The organism is Geodermatophilus poikilotrophus (assembly GCF_900111455.1).
Taxonomy (GTDB): Bacteria; Actinomycetota; Actinomycetes; order Mycobacteriales; family Geodermatophilaceae; genus Geodermatophilus; species Geodermatophilus poikilotrophus.
This window is the reverse complement of record NZ_FOIE01000002.1, coordinates 168,452-183,297: the sequence shown is the minus strand read 5'-3', so window position 1 is coordinate 183,297 and position 14,846 is coordinate 168,452. Positions and strand designations below refer to the sequence as shown.

The window sequence follows — 14,846 nt, the reverse complement described above, 5'->3', positions numbered from 1 at the left end:
CCCGTCCGGAGCACTCGACCACATGACCTCCACCCAGGTCCGTCCTAACAGCACCCCCCAGGTCGCCGTCAACGACATCGGCACCGCCGAGGACTTCCTCGCCGCCATCGACCAGACGATCAAGTACTTCAACGACGGCGACATCGTCGAAGGCGTCATCGTCAAGGTCGACCGGGACGAGGTGCTGCTGGACATCGGCTACAAGACCGAGGGCGTCATCCCCTCGCGCGAGCTGTCCATCAAGCACGACGTCGACCCCAACGAGGTCGTCAGCGTCGGCGACGAGGTGGAAGCCCTCGTCCTCCAGAAGGAGGACAAGGAAGGCCGCCTGATCCTGTCCAAGAAGCGCGCCCAGTACGAGCGCGCCTGGGGCACGATCGAGGCGAAGAAGGAAGCCGACGAGGTCGTCACCGGCACCGTCATCGAGGTCGTCAAGGGCGGCCTCATCCTCGACATCGGCCTGCGCGGGTTCCTCCCCGCCTCGCTGGTCGAGATGCGCCGCGTGCGCGACCTGCAGCCCTACGTGGGCCGCGAGCTCGAGGCCAAGATCATCGAGCTCGACAAGAACCGCAACAACGTCGTCCTCTCCCGCCGGCAGTGGCTGGAGCAGACCCAGTCCGAGGTCCGCAGCGAGTTCCTCAACAAGCTCGCCAAGGGCCAGGTCCGCACCGGCGTGGTGTCCTCGATCGTCAACTTCGGTGCGTTCGTGGACCTGGGTGGGGTCGACGGACTGGTGCACGTCTCCGAGCTGTCCTGGAAGCACATCGACCACCCGTCCGAGGTCGTCGAGGTCGGCCAGGAGGTCACCGTCGAGGTCCTCGACGTCGACCTGGACCGGGAGCGGGTCTCGCTGTCGCTGAAGGCGACGCAGGAGGACCCGTGGCGTCAGTTCGCCCGGACCCACCAGATCGGCCAGGTCGTGCCCGGCAAGGTCACCAAGCTGGTGCCCTTCGGTGCGTTCGTCCGGGTCGACGAGGGCATCGAGGGTCTGGTGCACATCTCCGAGCTGGCCGAGCGCCACGTGGAGATCCCCGAGCAGGTCGTGCAGGTCGGCGACGAGATCCTGGTCAAGGTCATCGACATCGACCTCGACCGCCGTCGGATCTCGCTGTCGCTCAAGCAGGCCAACGAGGGCGTCGTCGGTGACGAGGAGACCTTCGACCCGGCCGCCTACGGCATGGCCGCGTCCTACGACGAGCAGGGCAACTACATCTACCCCGAGGGCTTCGACGCCGAGACCGGCGAGTGGCTCGAGGGCTACGACGAGGCCCGCGAGACGTGGGAGCGGCAGTACGCCGAGGCCCAGGCCCGTTACGAGGCGCACCGCAAGCAGATCGCGGCGGCCAAGGAGGCCGACGCCGAGGCCGCGGCCGGTGGCAACTACTCCAGCGGCGAGGCCGAGGCCAGCGACACCTCCGGCGGGACGCTCGCCAGCGACGAGGCGCTGGCCGCCCTGCGGGCGAAGCTGGCCGGCGGCGAGTGATCCCCGCTCAGCACAGCTGAACAGCGCCACCTGAGGCCGAGGCCCGGGACCCCGCGGGGTCCCGGGCCTCGGCCGTCCCTCCCATCCCCGTGGAGGGACGAGTCGGAGGACCCCCTGCCCCGCCTTCGCAGGCTCGCGGCGGGACCCTGCAGGGGGCCGGACCGGAGGGCAGGGGGTGCTCGCTCAGAGGCTGAGGATGATCGCGAACGCGGTGCGCGGACGGCCGCCGCTGGTGGCCAGGAACTGCCAGGTGTGCCGGCCGGCCGGGGCGGTCGCCGACAGCCAGCGCATGAACGCGTTGCGGGGGCGGGCGGCGCCGGTGCGCTCCAGCCGCTCGCGGACCATCGGCAGGTCCGTGCACCGCACGCCGGCCGGGCGGTCGAGCCGGTGCCGACCGGGGCCGCGCCGGGCGGCGGCGGGGGTCGACGAGGGGGCGGCGTGCGCGGGACGGGACATGGTCGGTTCTGCCTCTCTGGGCGGGGAAGATCGCCGGGGAGAGAGTTGCCGATGGGACGCGTGTGACTGGAGCGACGCGCCGGGCAGGGCGAGCGGGTGTTACCCGTCCGTGACCGTTCCCCGGCCGCTGGCTACTGTCCGTGTGTGCTGCGGATCGGGCTGACCGGCGGGATCGGATCGGGCAAGAGCACCGTGGCCGGGCTGCTCGCCGCCCGCGGCGCGCGGATCGTGGACGCCGACCGCATCGCCCGCGAGGTCGTGGAGCCGGGGACGCCGGGTCTCCAGGCCGTCGTCGCGGCGTTCGGCCAGGAGGTGCTCACCGCCGAGGGCGCCCTGGACCGTCCGGCCCTGGCCGCGGTCGTGTTCGCGGACCCCGATGCCCGCCGCCGGCTGGACGGCATCGTGCACCCGCTCGTCCGGGCGCGGGCCACCGAGCTGGTCGCTGCTGCGCCGCCGGACGCGGTGGTGGTGCAGGACGTGCCGCTGCTCGTCGAGACCGGTCAGGCCGCTTCGTACGACCTGGTGCTCGTCGTGGAGGCCGACCTGGACACCCGCGTGCGGCGGCTCGTCGGCCGGGGGCTGTCCGAGGAGGACGCCCGCGCGCGGATCGCCGCGCAGGCCAGCGACGAGCAGCGCCGGGCCGTGGCCGACGTGGTGCTGGACAACAGCGGCAGCATCGAGGACCTCGAGGCGCAGGTGGACCGCTTCTGGGCCGAGCGCGTCGCGCCGGTCCTCGGCTGACCGGCGTACTCGCCCCGTGTCCGGTGGTCCGGCTGGTCCCGGTGGCCTGCCGGCGCCCCGAGCCGCATGGGACGGGTCGTGGCGGGGATCGGAGCGGGGGCGGGCCCCGGGGTGCAGTGAGGCCCGGGTCCGCGGGACCCGGGCCTCACCTGTGTGTGGGCGATACTGGGTTCGAACCAGTGACCTCTACCGTGTCAAGGTAGCGCTCTACCACTGAGCCAATCGCCCGATCCAGCCTGCCGGCCGGTCCGCTCCACCGCACTCGGCGGAGGCCGAGGTGGAGACGGGATTTGAACCCGTGTAGACGGCTTTGCAGGCCGTTGCCTCGCCTCTCGGCCACTCCACCGCACACGGGCGCCGGTCTCGCGACCAGCGCCCGAGGTTCCGAGCGGACGACGGGATTCGAACCCGCGACCCTCACCTTGGCAAGGTGATGCTCTACCAACTGAGCCACGTCCGCATTGCTGTCGTGCAGGGAGAACGATACCCGACCCCCGGAGGGGGGTTCACGGGGGGTCCCCCCGGCAGTTCACCGACCCGTCGGGTCGGCGCCGCCGTTGGACAGCAGGGCGGCCAGTTCGCCGTCCACCTCGAGGACCGAGGACTCCTCGCCGTAGGGGACGACGCTGGCGGTCAGCTGCAGGAACCCGGCGACCGTGCCGCGGGAGACCTCGAACAGCGCCTCACCCGAGGGTGCGCGCAGGTGCAGGAAGAGGACGTCGCCCGACGTCCGTGACGGCCACAGCCGCACGTCACCCTCGCCCGCCGGCTGGTCGAGGCCGGCGTGGAGCAGGTCGCGGCCCACGAGCCAGGAGATGCCGTCCTCCTCGGCGTTGTCGCCGAAGGTGATCCGCACGGCGAAGGGGTCGCTGATCTCGTAGCTGAGCAGCGCGGGGACCTCGGTCCACGACTGCGGGCCGACCAGGTGCAGCGTCGTCGGACACGTGTACCCGGGCGTGGCGCGGTTGATCATCTCTCCAACAACGACCTTCCCTGACCGAGGTGACGCCTGGCGGCTCTCCGGGCGCGTCACCCTCCTGAGTGCCCCTTCCGGACGCACCTGAACCGCGCCGCCCGCCTGTCGCGAAGACCACGTGTGACGATGGGGCTCGTGAGCAGTCCGGGACGGCGTGTCGGGGACGGCCCGGCGGGCGCCGACCTGGTCCTGCGCATGCGCGCGGGCGACCGGAGTGCCGTCGACGAGCTCTACGACCGGTACAGCCGCCCCGCCTTCGCGCTCGCGCGGCGGATCCTCGCCGACGACGTCCTGGCCGAGGACGTGGTGCAGGACGTGTTCCTCGGCGTCTGGCGCGATCCGGGGGCCTTCGACGCCGCCCGCGGTTCCTTCTCCTCCTGGCTCCTGGCGATGGTGCACCACAAGGCCGTCGACGCCGTCCGCCGGGAGGAGTCGCACCGCCGCCGGCAGGCGCGAGCGGGAGAGGACCTCGTCCTCTCCACCCCGACGTCGTCCCGGGACGTGGAGGACGAGGCGTGGAGCAGGGTGGTGTCCGAGCAGGTGCGCGGCGCGCTGAGCGCACTGCCCGCTCCGCAGCGGGAGGCGCTCACCCTGGCCTACTACGGCGGCTACACACAGCGGGAGGTCGCGGCGTTGACCAGCACGCCGCTGGGCACGGTGAAGACACGCATGCTCGCCGGGATGCGCCGGCTCCGGGAGGAGCTCGGCGGCGCCGCGGGTGTCGCCCGGGGCGGCGCGGTCGGCGAGTCCGCGGCGGCGGACGGGACGAGCCGGTGAACGCGCCCCGGGACCCGCGTCGCGGGCAGCACGAGTCCTTCGACGAGCTCGCCGTCGGATGGGCGCTGCACGCGCTCGAGCCGGAGGACGAGGAGCTCTTCGCCGCGCACCTGCCCACCTGCCCCCGGTGCCGGCAGACGGTGGCCGAGACCACCGACGTCATGGGCGCCCTGGCCGGCGACCTGCCACCCGCGGACCCCCCGGAACGGCTGCGCGACCGGCTGCGGGCCGCCGTGGAGGAGACCGAGCAGCTGCCCCGTACGCCCGCGGACGGCGAGCGGACGGCGCGGCCGCCGCGGCCCGTCGCCGCGGACGCGCCAGCGCCCGGACGCCGGCCCGAGGGGCGGCCGTCGGGGTCACACCGGGCCCCGCTCCCGGTGGGCCCGGCGGAGCCGCAGCCCAACTGGCGCCGGGTGCTGCCCAACGCCCTCGCGGCGGCCGCGGTCGCGGCGATCCTGGCCCTGGGCACCTGGAACGTGGTGCTCAGCTCGGCGCGGGAGGAGGCGCAGGCGACCGCGGCCGAGCAGGCCCGGCTGGTGGAGGCGCTGCTGACCCCCGGCGAGGCGACGATCGCGCCGATGTCGGCCGACGGGACGACGGTCGCCACCGTCGTCGCCCGCGACGACCAGGTGCAGGTGGTCACCCAGGGCCTGGCGCCCAACGACGTGCAGGATGAGACCTACGTGGTGTGGGGGACCGACGCGGGCTCGGCCACACCGCTGGGCACCTTCGACGTCACGTCCCCGCAACCGGCCCTCTGGACCGTAGGCTCCGGGGCGTCCGGGCTGGACGGGTACACCGGCTACGCGGTGAGCCTCGAGCCCGGCCGGCAGGCTCCACCGGAGCCGAGCGAGATCGTGGCGTCCGGGGAGGTGCCCAGCTGAACGGTCCGGAGACGGTGGTCCCGTCCGCCGCGGATCAGGCCGGCGCCCCGGCGTCCGGTGCGCGGCGGGCGCACGCCGCGCACAGCCACCGCAGACTGCGGGAGCGCGTCGCGGCCACGCACTGGCGGCAGCGCCTGGCGGCCCGCCGTCCCCTGGACCACGGCTACCGCCTGGTCGTGGGCGCGGTCGGCGGCCTCGTCGTCGCATTCGGGCTGGTCACCATCCCGCTGCCCGGGCCGGGCTGGCTCACCGTCATCGCCGGGCTCTTCCTGCTGGCCACCGAGTTCACCTGGGCGGAGCGGCTGCTGGACTTCACGCGGCGGCACGTCCGGGCGTGGACCGAGTGGCTGGGCCGGCAGCGGGTCTGGGTACGGGCCGCGGTCGCCCTGGCCACCGCCGCCTTCGTCTACGGCGTCCTGGTGGTCGTGCTGCACGCCATGGGCGTCCCCGACTGGGTGCCGGGGTGGGTGCCACTCTGGCGCTGAGCGTCTGGCAGAATGACTGCCGCAGGGGCGATTGGCTCAGTGGTAGAGCGCTTCGTTCACACCGAAGAGGTCACTGGTTCGAACCCAGTATCGCCCACCAGCACGAGAGGCCTGGGCCGGTCGGCCCGGGCCTCTCGTCGTCGTGGGTCAGGCCGGGGCCGGGCCGTAGGTGAGGTGGACCACCCCGTTGCTCAGGCTCTCCGCCCCGAGCAGCGACAGCGGCGTCCGCGGAGCGCCGTCCGGGAACAGCCGGATGCCGGTGCCGACGGCGACCGGGTACACGTACAGGTGCAGCTCGTCGACCAGGCCGTCGGCGAGCAGCGCCCGCACGAGCGTGGCGCTGCCGCTCACGTAGAGGTCGCCCTGCGCCTTGAGCTCGCGCACCCGGTCGGCGTCGTAGCCGCCGACCGCGGTGGAGTTGCGCCACACCGACCCGGCGTCGGTCAGCGTGGCGGAGACGACGTACTTGGTCGTGTCGTTGAAGAACGGCGCGCCGGGGTCGTCCTCGGCGGTGCGGCCCGACCAGGCCGGCGCGAACATCTCGAAGGTGGTCCGGCCGAGCAGGATGCCCTGCGCCGGGGCCGTGAGCGCGCCGATCGACGCGGCCAGGTCGTCGGGGAAGCCGTAGTCCATCGTCCACATCGGGGCGTCGACGACCCCGTCGACGGTGGTGAACTCGTGCACCCTGATCGCGCCCATGTGTGCTCCTCTGCGTGTGGTCCGGCCCGGCTGCCGCGGGTCCGGTGGCGGTGGTCGTCGAGGGAGACCTTCGTCGTACCGGTTCCTCATCGGTCGGCAGCGCGCCGACCCGACGCGATGTCAGTGGTGCCCGGCCCGACGGGAGCGGCCCGCTCGCGGCCCGGCCAGCCGGACGCCGGCCGCGCGCCTGACGCGGTTCCGGCACGGAGCGTCCCCGAGGAGGACGATGGAGGAGATGTCCCGCCGCCGGTCCCCAGCCCCGCTCGCGCCCGTCCGCCCGCGCCGGCCGGGGCGCGCCGAACGCCTCACCCAGGCCCTGGCGCGCGACGGCGACACCTGCATCTGGTGCGGCCGCGTCCTCGGCGGGCTGGTCCCGCCCACCACCGAGCACGTCGTCCCCCGGCTCAAGGGCGGCCCGTCCTGGTCGGCCAACGAGGTCGCCGCCTGTCGCCGTTGCAACGCCGAGCGCGGACACCGCGCGCCGGTCGACTGGCTCGAGGAGTGCGAGCGGCGCGGCTGGCAGCCCGACGCCGGGCGGCTGGGCCGGGCGCTGGACGCGCTGCAGGAGGCCATCGACCGCGAGGGCGGCCAGCGCCGGGCTCGGCCCTACCTGGACGCCCAGCGCCGCCGCCTGCGCCGCCGGCCACCCGCGGGGCCGCACCCACGTACGGTCGCCTCGTGACCGCAGCGGGCAGCGTCGTGCAGGTGAGCGTCTACCCGGTGAAGAGCCTCGGTGGGCGCACCGTGCGGGAGGCCGAGGTCGGGCCGGCAGGTCTGGTCGGTGACCGCGCCTGGAGCGTCGTTGACGCCACGACGGGGGAGCGGGTGACGGTCAAGACCTGCCCGCAGATGGCCGGGGTCGTCGCGACGGGGGACGACGAGGCCGACACGATCACGCTGACCGAGGTGCTGGGCCGTCCGGTGCGCCTGCAGCGGTCGGGTCAGCCGCAGGTGGACGCCGCCGCGGTGCACCTGGTCAGCCGCGGGGCGATCGCGCGCGCCGACGCGGGCGACGTCCCCGAGGGCTGCTCGGCCGACGACCCGCGCGCCAACCTGTTGCTGGACCTGCCCGAGGGCGAGGACGAGCGGGGCTGGGTCGGGCACACGGTGCGCCTCGGCGAGGTCGAGGTGGCGGTCACCCGCACGCCCAAGCACTGCCTGGGGGTCTACGCCGAGGTGCGGCGGCCCGGGACGGTGCGGGTCGGGGACCGCGTCGAGGTCCTGCGGTCCTGATCCGGTCGGGCGGCGTCCCGGGGTGACCCGCGCCGCGCACTAGGCTCGGGGAGGCCCGATCGTCGACCCCGCAGGAGCTCTCGTGTCAGCCGCGCCTCCCCTCGCCGCCACCGCCTCGATCCGGGTGCCGGCCGGGACGACGGCCCAGGACGCGCTCAAGGCGGCCGGCACCCCGCTCAAGGGCCCGGACGGCGCGGTCGTGGTCCGGGACCTGGCGACCGGTGACCTCAAGGACCTCGCCTGGGCCCCCGAGGCCGACGCCGAGGTCGAACCGGTGCCCGCCGCCAGCCCCGAGGGCCGCGCGGTGATCCGGCACTCGACCGCGCACGTGCTGGCCCAGGCCGTGCAGGACCTCTTCCCCGGCACCCGGCTGGGCATCGGGCCGCCGGTGGAGAACGGCTTCTACTACGACTTCGACCCGGAGCGGCCCTTCACGCCCGAGGACCTCACGGCGCTCGAGAAGCGGATGCAGGAGATCGTCAAGGCCGGGCAGTACTTCTCCCGCCGCGAGGTCAGCGACGCCGACGCGCAGGCCGAGCTGGCGCACGAGCCGTTCAAGCTCGAACTGATCGGCCTCAAGGGCGGTGCCGGGGAGGCCGCCGAGGGCGCGGACGTCGAGGTCGGCGGCGCGCAGCTGACCATGTACGACAACCTCGACGCGCGCTCCGGCGACCGGGTCTGGACCGACCTGTGCCGCGGCCCCCACCTGCCGCGCACCTCGAACATCCCGGCCTTCTCCCTCACCCGGTCGGCGGCCGCCTACTGGCGGGGCAGCGAGAAGAACCCGCAGCTGCAGCGCATCTACGGCACCGCCTGGGAGAGCCGGGACGCGCACAAGGCCCACCTGGAGCAGGTGGCCGAGGCCGAGCGCCGCGACCACCGGCGCCTCGGCGCCGAGCTGGACCTGTTCAGCTTCCCCGACGAGATCGGCTCGGGCCTGGCGGTGTTCCACCCCAAGGGCGGGGTCGTCCGCCGGGAGATGGAGGACTACAGCCGCCGCCGCCACGAGGAGGCCGGCTACTCCTTCGTCAACACCCCGCACATCACCAAGGGCCAGCTGTTCCAGACCTCGGGGCACCTGCAGTGGTACGCCGAGGGGATGTACCCGGCGATGCACCTGGACGAGGAGCGCGACGCCGAGGGCAACCTGCGCCGGCAGGGGCAGGACTACTACCTCAAGCCGATGAACTGCCCCATGCACAACCTCGTCTTCCGTTCTCGCGGCCGCTCGTACAAGGAGCTGCCGCTGCGGCTGTTCGAGTTCGGCACGGTGTACCGGTACGAGAAGTCCGGCGTGGTCCACGGGCTGACCCGTGCCCGCGGGTTCACCCAGGACGACGCCCACATCTACTGCACGCAGGAGCAGATGCAGGGCGAGATCCGCTCGCTGCTCCAGTTCGTCCTCGACCTGCTGGCCGACTACGGCCTCGAGGACTTCTACCTGGAGCTGTCGACCCGCAACCCGGAGAAGTCCATCGGCAGCGACGAGGACTGGGAGCGGGCCACCGACGCCCTGCGGGAGGCGGCCGAGGCCAGCGGTCTGGACCTGGTCCTGGACCCCGGGGGAGCGGCCTTCTACGCGCCCAAGATCTCGGTGCAGGCGCGCGACGCGATCGGCCGCACCTGGCAGATGTCGACCATCCAGGTCGACCTCATGCTCCCCGAGCGCTTCGGCCTGGAGTACACGGCGGCGGACGGCACCCGGCAGCGGCCGGTGATGATCCACCGCGCGCTGTTCGGCTCGATGGAGCGGTTCTTCGGCGTCCTCACCGAGCACTACGCCGGCGCCTTCCCGGCCTGGCTGGCGCCGGTGCAGGTCGTGGGCATCCCCGTCACCGACGAGCAGGTCGGCTACCTGCGCGACGTGGCGCTGCAGCTGCGGGCCCGGGGCATCCGCGTGGAGGTCGACGACTCCGACGACCGCATGCAGAAGAAGATCCGCACCGCGAGCAAGCAGAAGGTCCCCTTCGTGCTCATCGCCGGGGCGACCGACGCCGAGGCCGGCGCGGTCTCCTTCCGCTTCCGCGACGGCAGCCAGCACAACGGCGTCCCCGTCGAGAAGGCCGTCGCCGCCATCGCCGAGTGGGTCACCGGCCGGGCCAACACCGACCCCACCGCCGAGTCCGTGGTGGCCGGATGAGCACCGACTCGGAGGAGGCCTCCCGGATCGCGGTCCCCCGTGACGACGGCGGCCCGGCCACGGTCTTCGAGCACCTGTGGACGCCGTACCGGATGGCCTACATCCGGGGCGAGGGCAAGCCCACGGGAGCCCACGACTGCCCGTTCTGCCTGATCCCGCAGATGGACGACGAGGAGGGGCTCGTCGTCGCGCGCGGCGAGCACGTCTTCGCCGTCCTCAACCTGTACCCGTACAACGCCGGGCACCTGATGCTCGTGCCCTACCGGCACGTGCCCGACTACACCGACCTGACGGCGGCCGAGGTCGCCGAGCTCGGGGAGTTCACGCAGACGGCCATGCGGGTCGTGCGCGCGGTGTCCGGGGCGCACGGGTTCAACATCGGCATGAACCAGGGCTCGGTCGCCGGCGCCGGCATCGCCGACCACCTGCACCAGCACGCGGTGCCGCGGTGGGGCGGGGACACCAACTTCATGCCGGTCATCGGGCTGACCCGTGTGCTGCCGCAGGTGCTGCGCGAGACCCGGGCGCTGCTGGCCCAGCACTGGCCGGACGGCCGGCCCGTCCCGGAGGCCTGAGGTGCTCGGCGTCAACGCGCGCGCCGCGGTGGGCCGGTTCTGGGCGCCGGTCGTGGCCCGGCTCGCCCGCGCCGGGGTCACCCCCGACGCGGTCACCCTGGTCGGCACGCTCGGCGCGATCGCCGGCGCCGCCGGCCTGATCGCGACCGGGCAGCTGTTCTGGGGCGCCTTCACCGTCACCGTGTTCGTGCTGCTCGACATGCTCGACGGCGCGCTGGCCCGGGCCCGCGGCGGTGGTTCGGTGTTCGGCGCGGTGCTGGACTCCACCGGCGACCGCGCGGCCGACGCGGCGATCTTCGGCGCGCTGGTCTGGTGGTTCTCCGGGGCCGGGGACAACCGCCTCATCGTGCTGCTGGCGCTGCTGTGCCTGGTGCTCGGCGTGCTCACCTCCTACGTCAAGGCCCGCGCCGAGGGCATGGGGCTGACCTGCGACGTCGGCGTCGTGGAGCGCACCGAGCGGCTGATCCTCGTACTGGTCGGCACCGGTTTCCTGGGCCTGGGCATCCCCTACGCGCTGCACGTCGCGCTGTGGGTCCTCACGGTGGGCAGCGCGGTCACCGTCGCCCAGCGGTTCGCCGCCGTCCACCGGCAGGCCCGCGGCCGGGCGATGCCGACCCCACCGCCGTCCACCCCGCCGTCCCCGGGCCGGCTGCTGTGACCGACGCGCCCGGGGTCGACGCCGCGACGGCGTCCCCGAGCGCGCCCGGGTTGCGGCTGGTACCGGGCGATCCGGGGCTGCGCGGCCGCGCCGCGGCACGGCTCACCGACCTCGGCTACGCCGCCGGCTGGAGCGCGGTGCAGGCGCTGCCCGAGCCGGTGGCCCGCGGCGCCTTCGACGCCGCCGGCCGCTGGGCCGCCGCGCGCGAGGGCCGCGGGGTGCGGCAGCTGCGCGCCAACCTCCGCGTCGCCACCGGGGGCCGGCTCGACGAGGCAGCCCTCGAGGAGCTGACCGTGCGGGGCCTGCGCTCCTACGCCCGCTACTGGCAGGAGGCGTTCCGGCTGCCGCGACTCGGCGTGCGGCGGATCCTCGACGGCACCGAGCTGGTCGGCAGGGAGCACCTCGAGGCGGCCCGGGACCAGGGGCGGGGGCTGGTCGTCGCGCTGCCGCACAGCGGCAACTGGGATGCCGCCGGCGTCTGGCTCGTCGACTGGCTGGGCGGCCCGTTCATGACCGTCGCGGAGCGGCTTCGCCCCGAGTCGCTCTACCGCCGGTTCCTGGAGTACCGCGAGACCCTCGGCATGCGGGTGGTCCCGCTCACCGGCGGGCCGCGCCCGGGCTCGGCGGTGCTGCGCGAGTGGCTGGAGACCGGCGGCTCGATCTGCCTGCTGGTCGACCGGGACCTCGGCAGCGGCGGCGTGCCGGTGGACTTCTTCGGCCGCCGGGCCACCATGCCCGGTGGCCCCGCCCTGCTGGCCGCGCAGACCGGCGCCGCCCTGCACCCGGCCGTGTCGCACTTCACGCAGGACGGGTGGCGGCACGTCGTCCACCCCGAGGTCCCCGTGGACGGGCCCGGCCGGCTGCGCGAGCGCGTCCCCACCGCCATGCAGGGCGTGGCCGACACCTTCACCGCGGGCATCGCCGAGCACCCGGAGGACTGGCACGTGCTCGGCCGGATCTGGGACGACGTCCCGCCCGACCCGCCGCGGCAGGAGCGCGGCTGATGCGCATCGGGCTGGTCTGCCCCTACCCGTGGGACACCCCCGGCGGCGTGCAGTACCACGTGCGCGACCTCGCCGAGACGCTGCGCGGCCTGGGCCACCACGTCGAGGTGCTGACCCCCGCGGAGCGGGAGGAGTCCCTCCCGGCCGAGCACGCGACCTGGGCCGGGCGCGCCGTGCCGGTGCCGTACAACGGCTCGATGGCCAGCCTGCAGCTCGGGCCGGTCAGCGCCACCCGCGTGCGCCGCTGGCTGCGGGAGGGCCACTTCGACGTCGTCCACGTGCACGAGCCGGCGACGCCCTCGGTCTCCCTGGTCGTCTGCATGGTCGCCACCGGCCCGCTCGTGGCCACCCACCACGCCGCCACGACCCGCTCCAAGTGGCTGGCTGCCGTCGGCCCGCTCATCCGCCCGTGGCTGGAGAAGATCTCCGGGCGCATCGCGGTGTCGGACTTCGCCCGCCGGGTGCAGGTCGAGCACCTCGGCGGCGACGCGGTGATCATCCCCAACGGCGTGCACGTCGCGGCCTTCGCGGAGGGGCTCTCGCTGCCCGGCCACACCCGCGGCGTCGACGGGCCGACGATCGGCTTCCTCGGCCGCTACGACGAGCCGCGCAAGGGCCTGCCGGTGCTGCTGGAGGCCATGCGCACCGTCGTCCGCCGGCACCCCGGCGCACAGCTGCTCATCGCCGGCCGCGGCGACCCCGACGCCGTCCGGGAGCTGGTCGGGGACGACCTCGCCCCGCACGTGTCGCTGCTGGGCGAGCTCAGCGAGGCGGAGAAGGGGGCGTTCCTGCGGTCGGTGGACGTGTACTGCGCGCCCAACCTGCTGGGGGAGTCCTTCGGGATCGTCCTCATCGAGGCCATGGCCGCCGGGGCCCCGATCGTGGCCAGCGACCTCGACGCCTTCGCCGCCGTGCTGGAGGACGGCGCGGCCGGGGTGCTGGTGCGCCGCGGCGACGCCCGCGGCCTCGCGCGCGCCCTGGCCGACCTGCTCGCCGACCCCGAGCGCCGGGCGCGGCTGTCGGACACCGGCCGGCGGGTCGCCGCGGGGTACGACTGGTCGGTGGTCGCCCGCCGCGTGCTGGCCGTCTACGAGACCGTCGTCCTGCCCGGCAGCGGCGCGGTCACCGCATCGGACGACGAGCCGGCCGAGCTGGCGACCGTCCCGGGTGGCGTGCCGACCTGGTCGGCCCTGCGGCGGTGGGTGCAGCGCTAGCCTGACCCGTCGTGACCCCCGACGTCTGGCTGCTGCTCACCGCCGCCGTCGTCCTGCTGCTGGTGGCCTGGGTGACGTGGACGCTCACCCGGCTGGGCCGGCTGGAGGCGCGCGTCGAGCGCGCCTGGACCGCGCTGGAGACCCAGCTGACGCGGCGCGCCGAGCTGGCCGAGGAGCTGGCCCGCGACCACGCCACCGCCGTCGGGGAGGAGCGGGCCGCCCGGTTGCGGGCGTGCGTCCGCGAGGTCCGCGCCCCGCGGACCGGTGACCGCGAGCTGGCGGAGAACGCCCTGGGCCGCGAGCTGCGGGACCTCCCCGCCGACCTGCCGGGCGTGCCGTCCGGGGTGCGCGCCGACCTGGCGGGGACGGCCATCCGCATCGGCCTGGCCCGGCGCTTCTACAACGACGCCGTCCGGGACACCTCCGCGCTGCGCACCCGGCGGCTGCCGGTCCTGCTGCGGCTGCACGCCTCCCGTCCGGTGCCGCGGTTCTTCGACATCGAGGACGACCTGCGCGAGGTCACCGGCAGCGCCGCCGGGGGCGGCCGCGCGCGCCCGTAGCATCGAGGCCCCTCCCCGACGTCCGAGACCGAGGCAGTCCCCGTGGCAGAGCACCGCACGACCGTCCCCAGCACCACCGGCACCGAGGCCGTCAAGCGCGGCATGGCCGAGCAGCTCAAGGGCGGCGTCATCATGGACGTCGTCACGCCCGAGCAGGCCCGCATCGCCGAGGACGCCGGCGCGGTCGCGGTCATGGCCCTCGAGCGGGTGCCCGCCGACATCCGCGCCCAGGGCGGCATCGCGCGGATGAGCGACCCGGACATGGTCCAGGGCATCGTCGACGCGGTCTCCATCCCGGTCATGGCCAAGGCCCGGATCGGGCACTTCGTCGAGGCGCAGGTGCTGCAGGCCCTCGGCGTGGACTACATCGACGAGTCCGAGGTGCTCACCCCGGCCGACGAGGCGCACCACATCGCCAAGAGCGAGTTCACCGTCCCGTTCGTCTGCGGCGCCACCGACCTGGGCGAGGCGCTGCGCCGGATCGCCGAGGGCGCGGCGATGATCCGTTCCAAGGGCGAGGCCGGCACGGGCAACGTCGTCGAGGCGGTGCGGCACGTGCGGGCCATCCGCGCCGGCATCCGCCGGCTGACCACTCTCGACCCGACCGAGCTGTTCGTCGCGGCCAAGGAGCTGCGGGCGCCGTACGACCTGGTGGCCGAGGTCGCGCGCCTCGGCAAGCTGCCGGTCGTGCTGTTCACCGCCGGCGGCATCGCCACCCCCGCGGACGCCGCGATGATGGTGCAGCTCGGCGCCGAGGGCGTCTTCGTCGGCTCGGGCATCTTCAAGTCCGGCGACCCCGTGCAGCGGGCCGCGGCCATCGTGCAGGCCACCACCTTCTTCGACGACCCCGACGTGATCGCCAAGGTCTCCCGCGGGCTCGGTGAGCCGATGGTCGGCATCGACGTCGCCGTCCTCCCGGAGAGTGAGCGGTACGCCACCCGTGGGTGGTGATCTCCTCGAT

At 74.4% G+C, this 14,846-nt stretch carries 17 protein-coding genes and 4 tRNA genes; 15 read left to right on the top strand and 6 right to left on the bottom strand.

What is annotated here, in order from left to right:
* Positions 1-22: 22 nt before the first annotated feature.
* Positions 23-1,483, top strand: a complete 1,461-nt coding sequence (rpsA, locus tag BMW27_RS05380) for a 30S ribosomal protein S1 (protein WP_091440339.1) — start codon at positions 23-25, stop codon at positions 1,481-1,483.
* Between the two features lie 183 nt (positions 1,484-1,666).
* On the opposite strand, the gene BMW27_RS05375 is transcribed toward rpsA, so the two are convergent.
* Positions 1,667-1,939, bottom strand: coding sequence for a hypothetical protein (locus tag BMW27_RS05375; RefSeq protein ID WP_091440337.1), 273 nt, complete (start codon positions 1,937-1,939; stop codon positions 1,667-1,669).
* Positions 1,940-2,083: 144 nt separating this feature from the next.
* Here BMW27_RS05375 and coaE point away from each other — a divergent pair, with 144 nt between their 5' ends.
* The gene (coaE, locus tag BMW27_RS05370; protein WP_091440334.1) at positions 2,084-2,680 is read left to right on the top strand and encodes a dephospho-CoA kinase; all 597 of its coding nucleotides are present in this window, start codon (positions 2,084-2,086) and stop codon (positions 2,678-2,680) included.
* A gap of 156 nt (positions 2,681-2,836) precedes the next feature.
* On the opposite strand, the gene BMW27_RS05365 is transcribed toward coaE, so the two are convergent.
* The 4 genes from BMW27_RS05365 to BMW27_RS05350 all read right to left on the bottom strand — a co-directional run bounded on the left by BMW27_RS05365 (position 2,837) and on the right by BMW27_RS05350 (position 3,653).
* Positions 2,837-2,908 (bottom strand) — tRNA-Val (locus BMW27_RS05365).
* 47 nt (positions 2,909-2,955) lie between these two features.
* Positions 2,956-3,026 (bottom strand) — tRNA-Cys (locus BMW27_RS05360).
* Positions 3,027-3,067: 41 nt separating this feature from the next.
* A tRNA-Gly gene (locus BMW27_RS05355) sits at positions 3,068-3,140 on the bottom strand.
* 69 nt (positions 3,141-3,209) lie between these two features.
* The gene (locus tag BMW27_RS05350; protein ID WP_091440331.1) at positions 3,210-3,653 is read right to left on the bottom strand and encodes an SsgA family sporulation/cell division regulator; all 444 of its coding nucleotides are present in this window, start codon (positions 3,651-3,653) and stop codon (positions 3,210-3,212) included.
* A gap of 129 nt (positions 3,654-3,782) precedes the next feature.
* Here BMW27_RS05350 and BMW27_RS05345 point away from each other — a divergent pair, with 129 nt between their 5' ends.
* The 4 genes from BMW27_RS05345 (at position 3,783) to BMW27_RS05330 (ending at position 5,902) form a co-directional block, all read left to right on the top strand.
* The gene (locus BMW27_RS05345) at positions 3,783-4,433 is read left to right on the top strand and encodes a sigma-70 family RNA polymerase sigma factor (protein WP_091440328.1); all 651 of its coding nucleotides are present in this window, start codon (positions 3,783-3,785) and stop codon (positions 4,431-4,433) included.
* Entirely contained in the window at positions 4,430-5,317 is an 888-nt protein-coding gene (locus tag BMW27_RS05340; RefSeq protein WP_091440325.1) for an anti-sigma factor, read from the top strand. The genes BMW27_RS05345 and BMW27_RS05340 overlap by 4 nt, the downstream gene beginning before the upstream one ends.
* 14 nt (positions 5,318-5,331) lie before the next feature.
* Positions 5,332-5,802, top strand: coding sequence for a TIGR02611 family protein (locus BMW27_RS05335; RefSeq protein WP_091440323.1), 471 nt, complete (start codon positions 5,332-5,334; stop codon positions 5,800-5,802).
* A gap of 25 nt (positions 5,803-5,827) precedes the next feature.
* Positions 5,828-5,902: transfer RNA gene (locus BMW27_RS05330), tRNA-Val, on the top strand.
* A 47-nt stretch (positions 5,903-5,949) separates the two neighbouring features.
* On the opposite strand, the gene BMW27_RS05325 is transcribed toward BMW27_RS05330, so the two are convergent.
* The gene (locus tag BMW27_RS05325; protein WP_091440318.1) at positions 5,950-6,501 is read right to left on the bottom strand and encodes a dihydrofolate reductase family protein; all 552 of its coding nucleotides are present in this window, start codon (positions 6,499-6,501) and stop codon (positions 5,950-5,952) included.
* A gap of 226 nt (positions 6,502-6,727) precedes the next feature.
* Between BMW27_RS05325 and BMW27_RS05320 the strand changes: the two genes are divergently transcribed.
* The 9 genes from BMW27_RS05320 to pdxS all read left to right on the top strand — a co-directional run bounded on the left by BMW27_RS05320 (position 6,728) and on the right by pdxS (position 14,836).
* A complete protein-coding gene (locus BMW27_RS05320) occupies positions 6,728-7,183 on the top strand; it encodes an HNH endonuclease (protein WP_091440315.1) in 456 nt (151 codons plus the stop codon).
* Entirely contained in the window at positions 7,180-7,734 is a 555-nt protein-coding gene (locus BMW27_RS05315) for an MOSC N-terminal beta barrel domain-containing protein (RefSeq protein ID WP_091440311.1), read from the top strand. Before BMW27_RS05320 ends, BMW27_RS05315 begins: the two co-directional genes overlap by 4 nt.
* Positions 7,735-7,816: 82 nt before the next feature.
* A complete protein-coding gene (gene thrS, locus BMW27_RS05310) occupies positions 7,817-9,874 on the top strand; it encodes a threonine--tRNA ligase (protein ID WP_091440309.1) in 2,058 nt (685 codons plus the stop codon).
* Positions 9,871-10,449 carry an HIT family protein gene (locus BMW27_RS05305; RefSeq protein WP_175486374.1) on the top strand — a complete coding sequence of 193 codons (579 nt, stop codon included), beginning with the start codon at positions 9,871-9,873 and terminating at the stop codon, positions 10,447-10,449. The genes thrS and BMW27_RS05305 overlap by 4 nt, the downstream gene beginning before the upstream one ends.
* A gap of 1 nt (position 10,450) precedes the next feature.
* Positions 10,451-11,107, top strand: a complete 657-nt coding sequence (gene pgsA, locus BMW27_RS05300) for a phosphatidylinositol phosphate synthase (RefSeq protein ID WP_091440306.1) — start codon at positions 10,451-10,453, stop codon at positions 11,105-11,107.
* Positions 11,104-12,111, top strand: a complete 1,008-nt coding sequence (locus BMW27_RS05295) for a phosphatidylinositol mannoside acyltransferase (protein ID WP_091440303.1) — start codon at positions 11,104-11,106, stop codon at positions 12,109-12,111. The genes pgsA and BMW27_RS05295 overlap by 4 nt, the downstream gene beginning before the upstream one ends.
* Entirely contained in the window at positions 12,111-13,325 is a 1,215-nt protein-coding gene (locus BMW27_RS05290; RefSeq protein WP_091440300.1) for a glycosyltransferase family 4 protein, read from the top strand. The genes BMW27_RS05295 and BMW27_RS05290 overlap by 1 nt, the downstream gene beginning before the upstream one ends.
* Positions 13,326-13,336: 11 nt before the next feature.
* Positions 13,337-13,885 carry a LemA family protein gene (locus BMW27_RS05285; RefSeq protein ID WP_091440297.1) on the top strand — a complete coding sequence of 183 codons (549 nt, stop codon included), beginning with the start codon at positions 13,337-13,339 and terminating at the stop codon, positions 13,883-13,885.
* Positions 13,886-13,927: 42 nt separating this feature from the next.
* Positions 13,928-14,836: a pyridoxal 5'-phosphate synthase lyase subunit PdxS gene (pdxS, locus tag BMW27_RS05280; protein ID WP_091440294.1), complete on the top strand. Its 909-nt coding sequence runs from the start codon at positions 13,928-13,930 to the stop codon at positions 14,834-14,836.
* Positions 14,837-14,846: the final 10 nt, after the last annotated feature.

What these genes read in the sequence shown, in the direction of transcription:
- rpsA (WP_091440339.1), top strand. Translation starts at nt 23, where the DNA reads ATGACCTCCACCCAGGTCCGTCCTAACAGCACCCCCCAGGTCGCCGTC.
- BMW27_RS05375 (WP_091440337.1), bottom strand. Translation starts at nt 1,939, where the DNA reads ATGTCCCGTCCCGCGCACGCCGCCCCCTCGTCGACCCCCGCCGCCGCC.
- BMW27_RS05350 (WP_091440331.1), bottom strand. Translation starts at nt 3,653, where the DNA reads ATGATCAACCGCGCCACGCCCGGGTACACGTGTCCGACGACGCTGCAC.
- BMW27_RS05345 (WP_091440328.1), top strand. Translation starts at nt 3,783, where the DNA reads ATGGGGCTCGTGAGCAGTCCGGGACGGCGTGTCGGGGACGGCCCGGCG.
- BMW27_RS05325 (WP_091440318.1), bottom strand. Translation starts at nt 6,501, where the DNA reads ATGGGCGCGATCAGGGTGCACGAGTTCACCACCGTCGACGGGGTCGTC.
- BMW27_RS05320 (WP_091440315.1), top strand. Translation starts at nt 6,728, where the DNA reads ATGGAGGAGATGTCCCGCCGCCGGTCCCCAGCCCCGCTCGCGCCCGTC.
- BMW27_RS05305 (WP_175486374.1), top strand. Translation starts at nt 9,871, where the DNA reads ATGAGCACCGACTCGGAGGAGGCCTCCCGGATCGCGGTCCCCCGTGAC.
- BMW27_RS05290 (WP_091440300.1), top strand. Translation starts at nt 12,111, where the DNA reads ATGCGCATCGGGCTGGTCTGCCCCTACCCGTGGGACACCCCCGGCGGC.